Source organism: Gordonia aurantiaca, from assembly GCF_039939235.1.
Lineage (GTDB): Bacteria > Actinomycetota > Actinomycetes > Mycobacteriales > Mycobacteriaceae > Gordonia.
Window position 1 is genome coordinate 261,525 of sequence record NZ_JBDUUF010000006.1, and the last position, 16,277, is coordinate 277,801.

The 16,277-nt window shown below is 68.7% G+C and carries 13 protein-coding genes; 7 read left to right on the forward strand and 6 right to left on the reverse strand.

Annotated elements, in window-relative coordinates; genetic code table 11:
• Nucleotides 1-67: 67 nt before the first annotated feature.
• Nucleotides 68-2,353, reverse strand: a complete 2,286-nt coding sequence (locus ABFT43_RS14020; RefSeq protein WP_347960970.1) for an acyl-CoA dehydrogenase family protein — start codon at nucleotides 2,351-2,353, stop codon at nucleotides 68-70.
• On the reverse strand, nucleotides 2,350-2,547 hold the full coding sequence (locus tag ABFT43_RS14025) for a ferredoxin (protein ID WP_347960971.1): 198 nt from the start codon (nucleotides 2,545-2,547) through the stop codon (nucleotides 2,350-2,352). The genes ABFT43_RS14020 and ABFT43_RS14025 overlap by 4 nt, the downstream gene beginning before the upstream one ends.
• 149 nt (nucleotides 2,548-2,696) lie before the next feature.
• On the opposite strand from ABFT43_RS14025, the gene ABFT43_RS14030 reads away from it, so the two are divergent.
• Nucleotides 2,697-3,923: a cytochrome P450 gene (locus ABFT43_RS14030; RefSeq protein ID WP_347960972.1), complete on the forward strand. Its 1,227-nt coding sequence runs from the start codon at nucleotides 2,697-2,699 to the stop codon at nucleotides 3,921-3,923.
• Between the two features lie 3 nt (nucleotides 3,924-3,926).
• Here the strand turns inward: ABFT43_RS14030 and ABFT43_RS14035 are convergent, their stop codons facing one another.
• Entirely contained in the window at nucleotides 3,927-5,372 is a 1,446-nt protein-coding gene (locus tag ABFT43_RS14035; protein WP_347960973.1) for an aldehyde dehydrogenase family protein, read from the reverse strand.
• Nucleotides 5,373-5,507: 135 nt separating this feature from the next.
• On the opposite strand from ABFT43_RS14035, the gene ABFT43_RS14040 reads away from it, so the two are divergent.
• Genes ABFT43_RS14040 through ABFT43_RS14060 form a run of 5 tightly spaced genes read left to right on the forward strand, consistent with a single transcriptional unit; the run spans nucleotide 5,508 to nucleotide 10,714 of the window.
• Nucleotides 5,508-7,007: a pyruvate, phosphate dikinase gene (locus tag ABFT43_RS14040; protein WP_347960974.1), complete on the forward strand. Its 1,500-nt coding sequence runs from the start codon at nucleotides 5,508-5,510 to the stop codon at nucleotides 7,005-7,007.
• Nucleotides 7,004-8,674 carry an AMP-binding protein gene (locus tag ABFT43_RS14045; RefSeq protein ID WP_347960975.1) on the forward strand — a complete coding sequence of 557 codons (1,671 nt, stop codon included), beginning with the start codon at nucleotides 7,004-7,006 and terminating at the stop codon, nucleotides 8,672-8,674. The genes ABFT43_RS14040 and ABFT43_RS14045 overlap by 4 nt, the downstream gene beginning before the upstream one ends.
• A gap of 22 nt (nucleotides 8,675-8,696) precedes the next feature.
• Nucleotides 8,697-9,305 carry a MarR family transcriptional regulator gene (locus ABFT43_RS14050; protein WP_347960976.1) on the forward strand — a complete coding sequence of 203 codons (609 nt, stop codon included), beginning with the start codon at nucleotides 8,697-8,699 and terminating at the stop codon, nucleotides 9,303-9,305.
• A gap of 15 nt (nucleotides 9,306-9,320) precedes the next feature.
• A complete protein-coding gene (locus tag ABFT43_RS14055) occupies nucleotides 9,321-10,472 on the forward strand; it encodes an amidohydrolase family protein (protein ID WP_347960977.1) in 1,152 nt (383 codons plus the stop codon).
• Nucleotides 10,469-10,714 (forward strand): hypothetical protein, encoded by a 246-nt coding sequence (locus ABFT43_RS14060; RefSeq protein ID WP_347960978.1) that lies wholly within the window; start codon nucleotides 10,469-10,471, stop codon nucleotides 10,712-10,714. The genes ABFT43_RS14055 and ABFT43_RS14060 overlap by 4 nt, the downstream gene beginning before the upstream one ends.
• A 6-nt stretch (nucleotides 10,715-10,720) precedes the next feature.
• On the opposite strand, the gene ABFT43_RS14065 is transcribed toward ABFT43_RS14060, so the two are convergent.
• The gene (locus ABFT43_RS14065; RefSeq protein ID WP_347960979.1) at nucleotides 10,721-12,160 is read right to left on the reverse strand and encodes a carotenoid oxygenase family protein; all 1,440 of its coding nucleotides are present in this window, start codon (nucleotides 12,158-12,160) and stop codon (nucleotides 10,721-10,723) included.
• 69 nt (nucleotides 12,161-12,229) lie between these two features.
• On the opposite strand from ABFT43_RS14065, the gene ABFT43_RS14070 reads away from it, so the two are divergent.
• A complete protein-coding gene (locus ABFT43_RS14070; protein ID WP_347960980.1) occupies nucleotides 12,230-12,796 on the forward strand; it encodes a TetR/AcrR family transcriptional regulator in 567 nt (188 codons plus the stop codon).
• On the opposite strand, the gene ABFT43_RS14075 is transcribed toward ABFT43_RS14070, so the two are convergent.
• Nucleotides 12,766-13,494, reverse strand: coding sequence for an ABC transporter ATP-binding protein (locus ABFT43_RS14075; RefSeq protein WP_347960981.1), 729 nt, complete (start codon nucleotides 13,492-13,494; stop codon nucleotides 12,766-12,768). The genes ABFT43_RS14070 and ABFT43_RS14075 overlap by 31 nt on opposite strands.
• The gene (locus ABFT43_RS14080) at nucleotides 13,491-16,256 is read right to left on the reverse strand and encodes a branched-chain amino acid ABC transporter permease/ATP-binding protein (protein ID WP_347960982.1); all 2,766 of its coding nucleotides are present in this window, start codon (nucleotides 16,254-16,256) and stop codon (nucleotides 13,491-13,493) included. The genes ABFT43_RS14075 and ABFT43_RS14080 overlap by 4 nt, the downstream gene beginning before the upstream one ends.
• Between the last annotated feature and the right edge of the window lie 21 nt (nucleotides 16,257-16,277).

The following is a 16,277-nucleotide window of genomic DNA, read 5'->3' on the forward strand; positions in this document are numbered from 1 at the left end:
CGCCCCTCTCGTCACAGCGGCGAACCCACAAGGTTTACCAAGTGTACTTCGTAAGGTGTTGTCGCGATCATGTTTTCGGCGAGAGCAGATGCCGCGCCGCGCGATCACGCAGCGCGTCCGAACCGCCCGCGACGACCGCATCCGCCCGGGCCCGGCGTAAGAGGAGGTGGGCAGGGTGCTCCCAGGTGAACCCGATGCCGCCGAGCACCTGGATGCCGCCCTCGGTCGCGGTGATCGCGGCGTCGAGCGCCGAGGCCACCGCGAGGTCGACGGCGGCGTCGAGATCCTCGCCCCGGAGACCGTCACCCGTCGAGGCCGCCACACCGAGGATCTGGTTGCGGGCCCCCTCGAGGGCCACGGCCGCATCGGCGATGCGGTGCGAGACGGCCTGGAACGAGCCGATCGGCCTGGCGAACTGCTCGCGCTGAGCGGCCCACTCGACGGCGAGTTGCACGGCACGGGCGGCGACCCCGACCGCGTCGGCGCCGAGTGCGAGCAGTGCCGTCGACCGGGCGGCCGCCGCGATGTCGGTCGCGGCCCGCCCCTCGGCGAGGACGGTCCCGGGGGTGCCGTCGAAGGCGACGGTCCCGACGGTGGCGCTGCGGTCGAACGCCTGCCGGGCGGTCACGGTGACCGATTCCCTCGCCGCGTCCGCGAGGACCAGCACCGGTGTGCCGTCGTGGTCGGCGAGCACGAGGAACGACGCCGCGGCCGGAGCCCCCTGGACGAGGTCCTGTCGTCCGTGCAGCGTGTTCCGGTGCCAGCTCGGCAGGGCGGGGCCGCCGTTGCGCCAGGCCGGATCCCATGGTGGTCTCGTGGACACCACGATGTGCCCGGAGCCCGTGTCCTGCAACACATCCGACGCATCCGCGGCGTGCAGTAACGATACGGCGATCACGGCCGGGATCAACGGGACGGGCGCGATGACCTTCGCGCATTCCTCGATGGCGGCACACAACAGGCGGACATCGGCGCCGGCGCCACCACGTTCGGCGGGAATGTGCAGGGCGGGCAGGCCGAACCCGACGAGATCCGACCACAGCCGGTGGTCGACGGCGTCGGCCGGGCGAGCACGGTCCAGCAGCTGCGCGACATCGACCGCGGACTTCAACGCGCCCGAGAGCGCCTCACGCAGCTCGCGTTCGTCGGAATCGGGGACCGCCATCGGTTCGCCGGCGGTCACGACCGAGGTCTCCTCACCCGACTCCCCGCGGGACGACGGCAGCCCGAGCACCTTCTCGGCGATCGTGTTCCGCTGGATCTCGGCGGTGCCGGCACCGATCGTGGTGGCCCGGCTCATCAGGTAGCCGTAGGTCCAGCGACCGCCGTCGAAGGCGTCGTCGGCACGTGAATCCAGCACTGCGGCTTCGCCGGCCACGCGCAGCGCCAGGGCATGCAGGCGCTGTTCGAACTCGGATTTGACCAGGCGGTTCACGGACGCGACCGCCCCCGGGTCCTGGCCGCGCAACACGGCGGCGAGAGCACGGGCGCCGTTCTGGGCGACCGCCTGCACCCCGATCTCGAGGGCGGCGACCTCCTGACGGATCAGCGGATCGTCATCGAGTCCCTGACGGGTGATGAGGGCGAAGACGCGGTCCACGGTGTTGCGGTAGCGGAACTCGTCGGCGAGAAACGCGGTGGCGCGTTCGTGGCCGAGAGAGGTCCGCATGATCGACCAGCCCTGCCCCTCGGCGCCGACCCGGTTGGACACCGGGACGCGCACCTCGTCGAGGAAGACCTCGGCGAAGTGTGCCGCGCCGCTGATGTCGCGCAGCGGGCGCACCGTGATCCCCGCACCGGTCATCGGGATGAGGAGGTAGCTGATCCCCGCCGTGGAGCGTTTGCTGCCCGGTTCGAGCGGTGTGGTGCGGACGAGGGCGAACATCCAGTCCGCGCGGTCGGCCTGGCTGGTCCAGATCTTCTGGCCGGTGACCACGTACTCGTCGCCCTCGCGAACCGCGCGGGTGGTCAGCGAGGCGAGATCGCTGCCGGCGCCGGGCTCGGAGAACCCCTGGCACCACAGCTCGTCCGCTCGCAACAACGGCTTGAGGAAGCGGTCCTGCTGTTCGGGCGTGCCGTGCGCGATGAGGGTCGGCGCCAGGATCATCGACAGCGGACACGGATGCGGCGGCACCTTGGCGGCCGAGGTGATGCGGTAGTAGTCCAACAGGTCCTCGAGCGGCAGGTCGAGCCCGCCGACCTCCTTGGGCCACGCCGGGGCGGCGAGCCCGTGGTCGTCGAGTTCGGCCTGCCAGTCCCGGGCGCGCTGATAGCGATCCTTGGACGGGTCCGGGGTGCGGGACCTGTAGTCGGCGATGAGCGCGGTGAGCCGGGTGCGCCAGTCGTCGCTCATCGATCGTCCTCGAGGCGCAGTGCGCGTTCGGGGCACGCGGCGATTCCCGCACGAGCCGCGGCGAGGCGATCGTCGGGCACCTCGACGTCGTCGACCAGGCTGAAACCCTCGTCGTCGATCGGAAAGAGCTCGGGGTCGGTGGCGTGGCACCGGGCGTGGCCGACACACAGGTCTCGGTCGAGTCGGAGTCTCACGGCGTTGCTCCCTCCGGGCGCGGGGGTCGGGCTCGAAATGGCGCGGACGGATTCGCGACCAGTTGCGAGAAGGGTAACTAAGTTAGCGATCCCGATGGTAGCTTTGGGGCAGCCAGCACGAGTGCCACGAGACAGCGAGGCAATCACCGATGTCCGAGATCGCGCCGACCGGCAGCACCTTCGAGACCACCTTCGACCACCGCACCGACGAGTCCGTCCGCGAGGACCAGTTCGCCCGGTGGGATGAGCTCCGCGATTCCTGCCCTGTGCAGGTCAACCGCACCGCGGCCGCGCGGCCGGTCTGGTACGTGCTCGGGTACGACGAGGTTCTCTCGGCCTTCCAGGACTGGGAGACGTTTTCGAGCGATTCGGTGGAGGCATTCGAACCCGACGAGGCGTACGAGAAGAAGAAGCGCTGGATCCCCGTCGAGATCGACCCGCCCATGCACACGGAGTACCGGGCGCTGATCTCGCCGCACTTCGGCCCCAAGGCGGTCGCCGACCGCGCCGACGACATCCGTGCACTCGCCTGCGACCTCATCGATGCGCTCGCCCCGAAGGGGCGGATCGAATTCGTCGCCGAGTTCGCCAAGGACCTGCCCACCCGGGTGTTCCTGGACATCATGGGCCTGCCCGTCGACGACGCGCCGATGCTGCTGGCCTGGATCGACTCCCTCATGCACACCAAGCCGGAGGACGACCCCGACCACACGATTCGACTCGGCGTACGCAGGAAGGTCATGGGCTATCTCGCCGGGATGCTCGCCGACCGCCGGGCGAATCCGCGGGACGACCTGATGTCGGTCATCGTGACCGCACCGCTGAAGAGCGGGCGCACGATGACCGACGAGGAAGCGCTGTCGATGACCTTTCAGCTCTGGATGGCCGGTCTCGACACCGTCGCCAACGCCCTCGGGTACACGTTCCGGTACCTGGCCGAACACCCGGGGCAACGCGCGCTGGTGGTCGACGGCACGGTCGCGCCGCGCGAGGTCACCGAGGAGATGCTGCGCGCACGGTCGGTCGTGAACACCAGCCGGGTCGTCAAGGCGGACACCGAACTCGGCGGCTGTCCGATCAGGGCCGGTGACCGCGTGATCCTCTCGACCGCGGCCGCGAACCGGGATCGCGGCGAGTTCGAGGACGCCGACGAGGTCGTGTTCGGCCGAACCCCCAATCGGCACATCGCGTTCGGGGCCGGGCGGCACCGGTGCCTCGGTTCGCATCTCGCACGACTGGAGTTGGAGATCGTCGTCGACGAATGGCACAAGCGCATCCCCGATTACCGCATCCCCGGCGACACCGTCATCACCGATCACGTCGGGTCGGTGTCTGGTCTGGCGTCCCTGCCGCTGGAGTGGGATGTCGCGGACTGACCCTCACCCCGCATGGAAGCCGATGAACTTCGTCTCCAGGAATGCCTCCAGGCCCTCTTCCCCGTACTCCCTTCCGAGTCCGCTTCGCTTGAAACCCCCGAACGGCGCCGCCGGGTGCATTCCGCCGGCGCCGCCGTTGATGGCGAGATAGCCGGAGCGGATTCGCCGGCACATCTCGAATGCCCTTGCGGTGTCGGCGCTGTAGACGTGCCCGCCGAGTCCGTACGGGCTGTCGTTGGCGATCCGCACCGCTTCGTCGTCATCGTCGAAGGGCATTACCACGGCCACCGGTCCGAAGATCTCCTCCCGCGCGGTCGTCGCCGAGTTGGCGAGTCCGGTGATGACGGTCGGGTCGTAGAAGTAGCCGCGGTCGAGGCCTGCGGTGCGGGTGCCGCCGGTCTCGACGACGCCGCCGGCCCGACGGGCCAGATCCACGTAGTGCTCGACCCGTCGCACCTGGTGCTCGCGGATGAGCGGCCCCATCCCGACGCCGTCGTCCCGCGGCGGCCCGACCTTCACCCGTTCGGCGGCCACGACCAGCATGTCCACATACTGCCGGTACACGTCCCGGTGGACAAGGTGCCGGGTCGACAGTGCACAGCCCTGGCCGGCCTGGGTGATGATCTGCCGGAGTCCATACCCGACGGCGTCGGCGAGATCCGCATCGGAACGGACGATGAGCGCGGACTTGCCGCCGAGTTCGAGCAGGACCCGGCTGATGTTCGGGGCGGCCTGGGCGCACACCAGTCCCCCGACCCGCTCGGATCCGGTGAAGGTGATGACATCGACGCGGGGATCGGCGGTGAGTGCCCGGCTGACCTCGACGTCACCGGAGACGATGTTGAGCACACCGGGCGGGAGGTCGGCCTCTTGTGCGGCGCCGACCAGCACGAACGCCTCGAGCGGCGTCATCGGCGAGGGCTTGAGCACCACGGTGTTACCGGTGGCCAGCGCCCCACCGAGCTTGGCCATGTTGAGGAAGAACGGGAAGTTGTATGCGCTGATCGCGCCGACGACGCCGCACGGCTCCTTGACGACCACGCCTGAGCCGAGGGCGTGTCCGGGCAGTGGGGGTAGCGACCGGGTGCGGTCGACGTCGGACTGTTCGACCGCCCAGGCGAAATGGTCGAGCGCGACCCCGACGTGCAGACGTTCGGCCAACACCGGGATGGCGCCGGTCTCGTCGGTGACCAGGCCGGCGATCTCGGCGCGCCGCTTGTCGAGTGCGTCGGCGAACCGGATGAGGAGGCGTTTGCGGTCCGACGGCGCCATCCGTCCCCAGGGGCCGTCGTCGAAGGCGGTACGGGCGGCACCGATCGCGGCGTCGACATCGCGGGCCGTGCCGTCCCGTCCGCACGCGATGACCTCCCCGCTCGCCGGGTCGAGGACCTCGTTGACGGGGCCGTCGGTGTCGACCCAACAGCCGTCGACGAAGGGACTGAAGGTCATCGAAACTCCTGCCTCACACTGTGATCGACTTCGTGACACCGGCCACACCTGTATGACATAGTTATACAGGTACTCAAGGAGGCGAGGACGATACTTACCGCGACAGTGGACCGCCGTGACAGTGGATCGGCGCACGTGATCCGACTCGACGGCTCGGTGCAGCTCGATCGCGCGGTCGTGGGTAACAAAGGGTACGGCCTCGACGCGATGCGTCGGCACGGTTTGCCGGTTCCGCCGGCGTTTGCCCTCACCACCGCCGCCTGCCGTGCCTGGCAACAGGACCGGGACACCGTCATGGCGGGCATCTGGCCGCACGTCGGCGAGGCGCTGAAGTGGCTCGAGGCCGAGACCGGGCGGACCTTCGCCCGGGGACCGCATCCGCTGCTGGTCAGCGTCCGCAGCGGTGCAGCCCAGTCCATGCCCGGCATGATGGACACGATCCTCGACCTCGGCATCGACGACGACGTCCACGCCGCCCTCGCCGCCGAGTGCGGTGCTGCCTTCGCCGCGGACACCCACCGTCGCTTCCGGGAGATGTACGCCGAGATCGTGCTCGACGGGTCCGGGGACGTCCCCTCGGATCCGTGGGATCAGCTCCGCGGCGCGATCGAAGCCGTCTTCGAATCGTGGAACACCGCCCGAGCCAGGGCATACCGGCGCCATCACGACCTCGACGACGCCGCCGGCACCGCAGTCGTCGTGCAGGCCATGGTGTTCGGCAACCTCAACGATCGGTCCGGTAGCGGGGTCCTGTTCAGTCGCAACCCCATGACCGGCGCGCCCGAACCGTTCGGCGAGTGGCTCGCCCGGAGCCAGGGGGAGGACGTCGTCGCCGGCACCCACGACTGCGAGCCGATCGCCGCGCTCGGCGAGACCCTTCCCGACGTCCATCGTCAACTGCTGCACAGCGCACGCACCCTCGAGGGACTCGGTACCGACGTCCAGGACATCGAGTTCACGGTGCAGGACGGCAAGCTCTGGATCCTGCAGACCCGTAACGCCAAGCGGTCGGCGGCCGCGGCCGTCCGGTTCGCGTTGTCGCTGCGTTCCGAGGGGGTCATCGATGACCGCGAGGTGATCCGGCGCGTCGAGCCCGGCCACATCGAGACCCTCCTCAAGCCTGCGCTACAACCCGAAACCCGGTTCGCCGCAACGCTCCTCGCCAAAGGGCTGCCGGCCTGCCCCGGCGTCGCCAGCGGAGTGGTCATCACCGACCCCGACGAGGTGGTCGAGGCCGCCGACGAGCGGGACGTGGTGCTCGCCCGCGCGACGACGAGTCCGGACGACATCCACGGCATGCTCGCCGCCGCCGCGATCGTGACCGAACTCGGCGGCGCGACGAGTCATGCCGCGGTGGTGAGCCGCGAGATCGGCCGGCCCGCGGTGGTGGGTGTCGGTGAGGGCGCAATCGAGTCGTTCGCCGGTCAGGTGGTGACGGTCGACGGCAACACCGGCGAGGTCCGGGCCGGGGAGCTCCACCTGTCGGCCTGGAACATCTCCGACAGCCCCGAACTGATCGAACTGGAGAACATCGTCGACGCCGTTCATCCGTCGGAGCCGGGCATTCCACTGGTCGACAAACTGGCCGCAGCCCGTGCCGCGCTCGACGCCGAGAACCAGGGGGATGCCCGATGACCGCAGTGACCGAGCCCGCCGATTACACCGGCCGCGCGACGTCGTCGGATGACGGGTTCACCGTCTGGGGACCGGGGCGCACCGACACCGTGGTGAACATCATCGAACGTGCGGTTCGCGAATCGGGCGACACGGTGTTTCTCGACTTCTCCGGTGAGCGACTCACCTACCGCGAGGTCTGGGAGCGTTCGCTGCGGCGTGCGGCCGGATTGCGTTCGCTGGGGGTAGGCCACGGTGACACGGTGCTGTGCGTGCTGGACAACAACGCCGACGCGCTGGTCTCGTGGTTCGCCGCAAACGCGCTCGGCGCGATCTGGGTGCCGGTCAACACCGCACTCAAAGCCGAGTTCCTGCGACATCAGGCGGCCGACTCCGGTGCCGCGGTGGCGATCGTCGAAGCCGACTACGCCGATCGATTCGTCGAGATCGAGGACGGGTTGCCGGAACTGGTGCATCTGGTCCACCGCAGTGAGACCGGGCCGTCGTTCCGCCGCCTGAATGCCTTGTCGCTCACCGAGTTGGACGCCGCCGGCGACGTCGCCGGGTTCAGCCCCACCCCGGTCGGCCACCGGGACCTGTCCATGCTGATCTACACCTCCGGCACCACCGGGGCGTCGAAGGGCTGCATGATCAGCCACAACTACGCGGCCAACCTGGCGGCCACGAGCGCCGCGAAACGCGATCGGTCCCACACGTTGTGGACCCCGCTCCCCCTGTTCCACCTGAACGCCGCTGCGACGTCGGTGCTGGCGACCGCGGTCAACCAGTCGATGCTGGCGATCGCGCCGCGGTTCTCGCTGTCGAGGTTCTGGCCCGAGGTGGAGCGCACCGGCGCCCGGCGCGTCTCGATCCTCGGCGTGATGATCTCGCTCATCGCGTCGATGCCGGACACCCCCGAGATGAAGCGCTGCCACGGGCAGATCGAACAGGTCGGCGGTGCGCCGTGGACGCCCGAACTGATCGAGACGTGGCGGACGCGTTTCGGCGTGAAGTCCGCCGGCAGTGCGGTGTTCGGCCTCACCGAGGCCACCTACATCACCAGCACCCCGCCCGGGATGACCGCACCGCTGGGCTGCGCCGGCCGCCGGAATGCCGACTTCGACGTGCGGATCGTCGACGACGAGGACAACGAGGTGCCCGACGGCCAACCGGGCGAGATCGTCCTGCGTCCGCGCCGCCCGCACATCATGTTCGAGGGCTACTGGCGCCGTCCCGAGGCGACGACGGCCGTCTACCGGAATCTGTGGTTTCACACCGGTGACGTCGGGCGGTTCGACGAGGACGGCTGGCTGTGGTTCGTGGACCGCAAGAAGGACTACCTGCGCCGCCGCGGTGAGAACATCTCGAGCTTCGAACTCGAGCGGACCTTCCGGAGCCATCCGGACGTCTCCGAGGTCGCGGTACACGCGGTGCCGTCGGAGTTCACCGAGGATGACATCAAGGTGACCGCGATCCTCGTCGAGGGGTCGACTCTCACCGAGGAGCAATTGTGCGCCTGGTGTCTCGACAAGCTCCCCTACTTCGCGGTCCCTCGCTACATTGAGTTCCGTTCCGAGCTGCCCAAGAACGCGACCGGCAAGGTCCTCAAGTACCAGCTCCGCGAAGAGGGCGTCACCCCGGCCACGTGGGTCATCGACTCGTCCGATCTCCGGATCGCCAAACGCTGAACCCGAGGAGAATCCACTCACCATGACCGAACTCGATGTGCTGCAAGCGGTTCGACTCAAGGGGCGGGTGACGGCCGATCAGTTGAGCGCCACCACCGGGATTCCCGGCGACGATCTGCGCGCGACGCTGGACCACCTGGCCGAAACCGGGCACGTGATCGCGAAGGGGCCGCTGGTGCGGATCAGCGACACCGGTCGTGATCGCCTCGCCGAGTTGCTGGCCGCCGAGCGCGCGGACATCGACGCCGACGCGTTCGCCGCGACCTATGCGTCGTTCCGGGAGGTCAACGCGGACTTCAAGACGCTCATCACCGACTGGCAACTCAAGGACGGGGAGCCGAACACCCATGAGGACACCGAGTACGACGCCGGCGTCCTGGCCCGACTACCCGGCATCCACGAGCGCGTATCGGTCGTGGTCACCGAGGCGTCGCGGCAGGTGCCGCGGCTGGCACGCTACGGCGCCAAGCTCGACGACGCGCTGGCCAAGCTCAACGCCGGTGACACCACCTGGCTGGCGAAGCCGGTCGCGGACTCCTACCACACGGTGTGGTTCGAGTTGCACGAAGAACTCATCGTGGCCGCGGGCCTGACCCGTGACGCCGAGGCCAAAGCGGGACACGCTCAGTGAGGAGTGGCATCCACCATGCCGTTGCAGGACCACATGCAGCTGATCTCGACCGACGATCACCTGATCGAACATCCGATGCTCTGGCAGGATCGATTGCCGTCGAAATACCGCGAGAGCGGGCCGCGGATCGTCGAGAAGGTCATGAACGAGGGCAACCCGCCGGCGCAGGTGTGGCAGTGGGAGGGCCGGATCTACCCATACATCGGCCTCAACGCGGTGGCCGGCAAGAAGCCCGAGGAGTACGGCGCCGAACCGGTCCGTTACGACGACATGCTGCCCGGCTGTTACGACCCGAAGGCGCGTCTCGCCGACATGGACATCGACGGTGTGCATGCGGCCCTGTGCTTCCCGTCGTTCCCGAAGTTCGCGGGCACCGTGTTCCTCCAGGGCGAGGACAAGGAGTTGGCGCACCTGTGTGTGCAGGCGTGGAACGACTACGTCCTCGACGAATGGTGCCCGACCGCCCCGGATCGTTACATCCCCATGACGATCATGCCGCTGTGGGATGTGGACCTGTGCATCAAGGAGATCGAACGGACCATCGACCGGGGTGCACGGGCGATCTCGTTCGTGGAAAATCCCGTCCCGCTGGGTCTTCCGTCGTTCCACACCGACCACTGGGACCGCTTCTTCTCGGCGTGCGAGGAGTACGAGCAGGTGCTGTCGATCCACTTCGGCACATCGGGCAAACCGCCGATCACCGCGCCCGAGGCGCCGATGGCGGTGATGATCGCGCTGTTCGGCTGCAACTCGATGTACGCCACCGCCGACCTGCTCTTCTCGCCGGTCTTCCACAAGCATCCGAAGCTGAGGTTCGCGCTGAGCGAGGGCGGCATCGGCTGGGTGCCCTACATGCTCGAACGCATCGACGCCACGTGGGAGAAGCATCGCTACTACCAGAACATCAACCAGACGGTGCGGCCGTCGGATCTGTTCCGCGAGCACATGTTCGGGTGCTTCATCGAGGACCAGCACGGCATCGACAACCGGCACGCGGTCGGCATCGACAACATCACCTGGGAGTGCGACTACCCACACAGCGACTCCAACTGGCCGAACAGTCGCAAGGTGGTCGCCGAGCAGATGCGCAACGTCCCCGACGAGGACGTGCACAAGATGGTGGAACTCAATGCCCGCAGGCTCTTCCGGTTCGAGCGGGCGTCATGACCGGGCGTCGCGAACCCGAATTCGTCGAGCAGATCCCGGCCGCGGACTGGGTGGACCAGGACCTGCTCACCCGCGAGATGTCCGCGGACCTGCTGCGCGACGAGATCGCGGCCGAGGAGCGGCGTCTCGCCGGACTGGCGCACAGCGAGCTGTCGGAGTCGGATCGCAAGGCGTCCGACGAGATGATCCGCCGGCGTATCGAGGCGATGAAGGCGGCGCGGGCGAGTTACCTGGGCGAGTAGCGCGGTCTATCCCCGGACCTGCCGATATCCCCCGTGGAACGTCATCGGGACGTGATGGCGCAACCTCGCTGTCGCGACCGGCCCGGCACTCGGGCGCTCGGCGTCGAGGATGAGCAGTTGCGACCGCTTCTCGGCGGGCAGGTGCTGGAGGCTGAGCAACCATCCCCTGCCCTCACCCGGGCGTTCGGGGTCGGCGGCGAACAGCGGCTCGCAGACCGTGTGTCCCTTCACCGTGTAGCGGTCCTGGGCGCCGGTCTCGGTGTCGACCGTGGTGATCGAGTCGGGGTCACCGCCGGGTTCGGAGGCCTCGGCGATGTAGGTGAACCGGTGTGTGCCGGTGACGACGCGCGGATCCACCTGCGGGAACTCGCATCCGCGTTCACTGAGTTCCGCCCGCCGCACCCCGCGGGTGTTGCGGTTGATCCGTAGCCGGGTCAGCGTGCCGCCGAACGCGGGTCCGGCGTTCTCGCGGTAGTTGCACAGGTAGCCGTTCCACGTGGACCACCCTCCGGACGGGTCGTGCGCGACGATGTCGACGACGGTCTCGTGGCCGTCCTCGAACGCGTTCGAGACATGGAACATGAACAGCGACTCGTACTCGAGGCGGATGGCCTTGCCGCCGTCGCGCGGCAACAGGACGATCGTGGTGCCGAGCTCCGGTTTGTACGACAGCGCCTCGCCGAATGGTCGGAGGCCGAGCGCGACCGGGATGGGCCGGTGGACGACCAGCGGACCGAGGACGAACACGAGGTGGCGGTTGGTCAGCGCGAAGTCGTGGACGAAACCCAGTTTGGGAATCGGGACGGTGCCGACGGTGTGCAGGCGGCGGGACCTGTCGAGGCGATAGCAGCGGATCATCGGCCGCGGGAGAAAGTCCAGGCCGAAGTTGAAGACGTCACCGGTGTGCGGGTCGACCTTCGGGTGGGCGGAGAACGCACCGATCCCCTTGAGCGCACCGCCGAACGACTCGCTGCCGTAGGTTTCGAGGGTCTCGGCGTCCAGCTTGTGTGGCCGGCCACCCTCCCACAGTGTGTAGAGCACGTCGTCATGGACGAGGACGCTGGTGTTCGACAGGTTCTCCGGGAACCGCAGGACGTTGGCGAGCGGTCCCCCGACCCGCTGGGTGTTGAACCCCTTGGGCGGCCGCTGTGTCTCGTTGGACCGCCGGAACGCACGGGTTCGGACGTAACGGTTGCGGTAGTGGATGCCTTCGGACGAGAGGTCGAAGCGCGACACCATGCCGTCGCCGTCGAAGATGTGGGTCATCGGGTGACCGCCGACCTCGAAGCGGCCGGGTCCGATGCGGTAGAGGACGCCTCTCAGGGAGTCGGGGACCCGGCCGTCGATCTCGTCGACGACGTAGTCGAACTCCTCGTGCTGCGAGTCCCACGGATTCTCGCCGCCGGTGTCGCGGATGGAGGTTCGGGCGACGTCTGCAACAGTCATGCCCGCAGCGTCTCACGAGTGAGACAAATCGCGCAAGAGTGTCGCATGCGGGTGTTCTACGATGACGGAATGTCGAGCGAGGACCTGACCAATGCAGCTCGGGCGGTGGCCCGTCGCGTCGGTGTCGGTGCGCTCACGCTCGCGGCCGTGGCCAAGGAGGCCGGCATCAGCCGCGCCACCATCTACCGGCGATATGCCTCCCGGGACCAGTTGATCTCGTCGATCGTTGCGTCGGAGCTCGACGAACTCGAACGGGTCATGGTGGGCCGCTTGCGATTCGCCGATGACCCGCGGGACACCATCTACATGATGGTGCGCGAGGTGCTCGACTACAACGCCCACAACGATCTCGTGCAGGCCGCACTCCGCCATGACGCCGGCTCGCTCACGCCATGGCTGATCCGGCGGGAGGGTCATCCGACGCTGATCGACATCGTCACCGACCGTGCGCTGGCGTTCATCAAGGAGTCGCCGATCGTCGGGTACCTGACCCCGAATCCCGAGGCCGCGGTCGAGTTCATGGTGAGCGCGGTCTGTGCCGAATTGCTGTCGCCGGCGAGATACCTGACCCACGCCGACATCGCCAACCGCATCACGGATGCGATCTATCGGGCGGACCCCACCGCTCCCAGGTAGGCCTCCTCGACCCGTCCGATGTCGGACGCGAGCGCCGCTGCGGAGTCCTCGAGCACCATCTCGCCATGTGCCAGGACGACGGCGCGATCGGCGACGTCGAGGGCGAGCCGCACGTGCTGTTCGACCAGCACGACGGCGGTCCGATCGGTGTCGGCGACGTCGCGGAGCACCGGCAGGATCGTCTCGACGACGATCGGCGCCAGCCCCATGCTGAGCTCGTCGATGAGCAGCACCTTCGGGTTCTGCAGCAGGGCACGTGCGATCGCAAGCATCTGCTGCTCGCCGCCCGACAGATCCCCCGCGGCCACCGACAGCCTCCTGGTCAGCGATGGGAAGTGGCCGAGTACCGCGTCGACGGCCGTCGCACGCGCCTTCCCGCGCAGGCGCGTCGCGAGGTGCAGGTTCTGGCGTGTGGTGAGGCGTCGGAAGAGCGCCCGGTCGTCGGGCACGAGGACGAGCCCGGCACGTACGGCGGCACGGGCGTCGCCGGACTTGAGCTGCTTGCCGGCCAGTGTCACCTCCCCGCCGAGACGCGGGAGCAGGCCGGCGAGGGTGGTGAGCAGCGTCGTCTTCCCGGCGCCGTTGGGACCGAGCAGGGCGATGACCTCGCCCGCGTCCACCGAGAAGTCCAGGCCGTGCACGCACGGGGCGCCTCGGCTGTACCCGGCGTCGAGGTTGCGACATTCGAGAACGGTCACGACATCTCCTCCAGGACACCCGGCTTCTGCTGCGCTGCACCCGGTTCCGATCCGGCCACGGTCGATGCGGGCGTCCCGAGGTAGGCGCCCACCACCGCCGGGGAGGTGCGGATCTCCTCGGGTGTGCCGTCGGCGATGACCGCGCCGAGGTCGAGGACGATCACGCGGTCGCACAGGCTGAGCACGAGGTCCATGTCGTGGTCGACGAGGACCATCGACACCCCGTGTGCGCGAGCGGCTCTCAGCCGGTCGCCGAGCCAGCGGCTCTCGGTGCTGTCGAGGCCTGCGGCCGGTTCGTCGAGCAGCGCCACCTTCGGTTGTCCGGCGAGGACCCTGGCGACGGCGACCAGTTGGCGCCGGCCCTGCGAGAGGTCGGCGGCCGCGGTGTGCTCGAGGTGCTCGATCTCGAGCATCCGCAGCACCTTCCGGACGTTTTGCGAGGTTTCGCCGGGAGCGCGTCGGGCCGCGATGGCCAGGTTCTCGGCGACCGACAGTTCGCCGTAGAGCTCGATGTCCTGGAAGGTGCGTCCGAGTCCGGCCCGGCTCCTGCGATGCGGGGCGAGACCGTCGAGTGTCGTCCCGCCGAGATCGACGGTGCCGTCTGCTCGGGCGAACCCGCTGATCGCGTCGATGAGCGTGGTCTTCCCGGCGCCGTTGGGACCGATGAGTCCGACGATCTCGCCCTCCCGGACGTTGAACCCGACGTCGCGGACCGCGGTGACCGCGCCGTAGCGGACCGTGACGTCGCGGACCGTGAGGACGACCGGTCCGGTGGTGGGCGTGACGGACGGAGTCGTGGTCGTGGCCTCGTGCGCGGGATCCGATTTCGGAGTCGAGCGCCGGCCCGGGTACGGCAGCTTGTGCAGGTAGCCGACCAGCCCGTCGGGGTTGGTGACGACGGTGAGCACCAACAGGATTCCGCTGACGAGCATGTAGTAGTCGCCGAACGAGGCATACTTGTCGACCACGAAGTACATGACGCCGCCCGGCGCGATGACGCCGGCCAGCAGGGCGCCGGAGATCGACGTCACGCCCGCCACGTACGTGACGGCGAACAGGCCGATGCCGGCGAACACCGCGTAGGTGCCGGCGGTGGCCAGGGTCTGCTGGTATGCCAGCAGTGCACCGCCGAGGCCCGCCAGGAACGACGCGATCGCGAACGCGACGAGTTTGACGACGCCGACGTTGATGCCGGCGGCGGCCGCCGACCGCTCGTTGGCACGCACGGCCAGCATCGACGCACCCAGTCCGCTGCGGCGCAGCACGGCGACGCCATATGCGACGATCACGAGCACGATCAGGCAGAGGATGCCGAACGCGAGACGCGGATACCCCTCGCCCGCACCGATTCCGAGGTCGAGGCCGAACAGCGCCGGCGGGTCGACGGGGGCGCCCTGCAGGCCGCCGTTGAGTGACGGATTGCGGAACCAGAACGCCTCGCAGAACACGGCGAGCGCCAGCGTCGCGACCATCAGCGGGAGACCGCGCACACGCAGGGCGGGCAGGCCGACGATCACGCCGATGACCGTGGCGGCACATGCGGCGAGCAGCGGCGCGACCGGGAACGGCAGATTCAGGTCCTCGGTGAATCGACTCAGCGAGTAGGCGCCCACCCCGGCGAGCGTGAGCTGCGCGAGGGACACCTGTCCCGCATAGCCGGTGACGACCACCTGGGACAGCGCGATGATCCCGTAGATCATCGACGCGATGACCGCGAGACGCATGCTGCCCGATGTGGCGAAGAGGGCGACCACCGCGATGATCACGCCGACGATCCCGGGGACGAGCAGGCGTTCCGGACGTGGTGACCGGCCGAGGTCCTGGCGGACCACCGCGCCGCGTCCGGGCAGGGGCTGGCCGCGGACGAGGAGGAAGCCGATGATGAGGATCAGCGGAACCGCCTCGGCGACACCGGCGTCGGGCATCCAGTCCCAGGTGGACTGCAGGTTGGTGGCCTCGGACTGCAGCATGCCGATGACCAGACCCGCGGCGACGGTCACCGAGATCGCGGTGAAGTTGCCGACCAGCGCGGCGGCGAGCGCGGGGACGATGAACATCGTGTAGGCGACCGGGTTGAGCGGCACGATCGGAGCGATGAGGACGCCGCCGAGGCCGGCGGTGGCCGACGACAGCGCCCAGTTGGCGATCGCGATCCGGTCGGGAGACAGGCCGGTGACGAGGGCGCCCTTCTCGGACTCGGCGGCGGCCTCGGTGGCGACGCCGAACCTGGTGTAGCGCAGCACGAGCGCGGCACAGATCGACAGGCCCACGATGACGACGGCCAGCAGGAGGCGGTCGGTGGGGACGGCGCTGGTACCGATCTTGAACGTCGAGATCTTGAAGATGGGGCCGACGCTCGGGGCGTTCTCCCCCACCCGCAGGGCGATGAGCGCCTGGATGACGAGCATGATGCCGATGGCCGCGACGGCTTTCGCGAGCGCCGGTGCGGTGCGCATCGGCCGGAAGACGACGATGTAGAGGATGACACCCAGGATCGCGGCGACGATGACGGAGCTGATCAGGGCGACCGCGACCCCGACGTCGGATCCGAGGTCGATGGTGGTCGGGAACCCCGGGATCGGATTGAGGAGTTCGCCCTTGCGCAGGAATGCGTAGGTGTACGCGGCGTAGAGCGCGACGGCGCCGGTGGCGAAGTTGACGACGCCGGAGCTCTTGAAGGTCATCACCAGGGCGAGACCGAGTGCGGCGAAGACGGCCCCGTTGCCGAGGCCGAGGACGAGGAACGCGAGATGGTCGGTCATGGAACTCCTCGATCGGGGGCC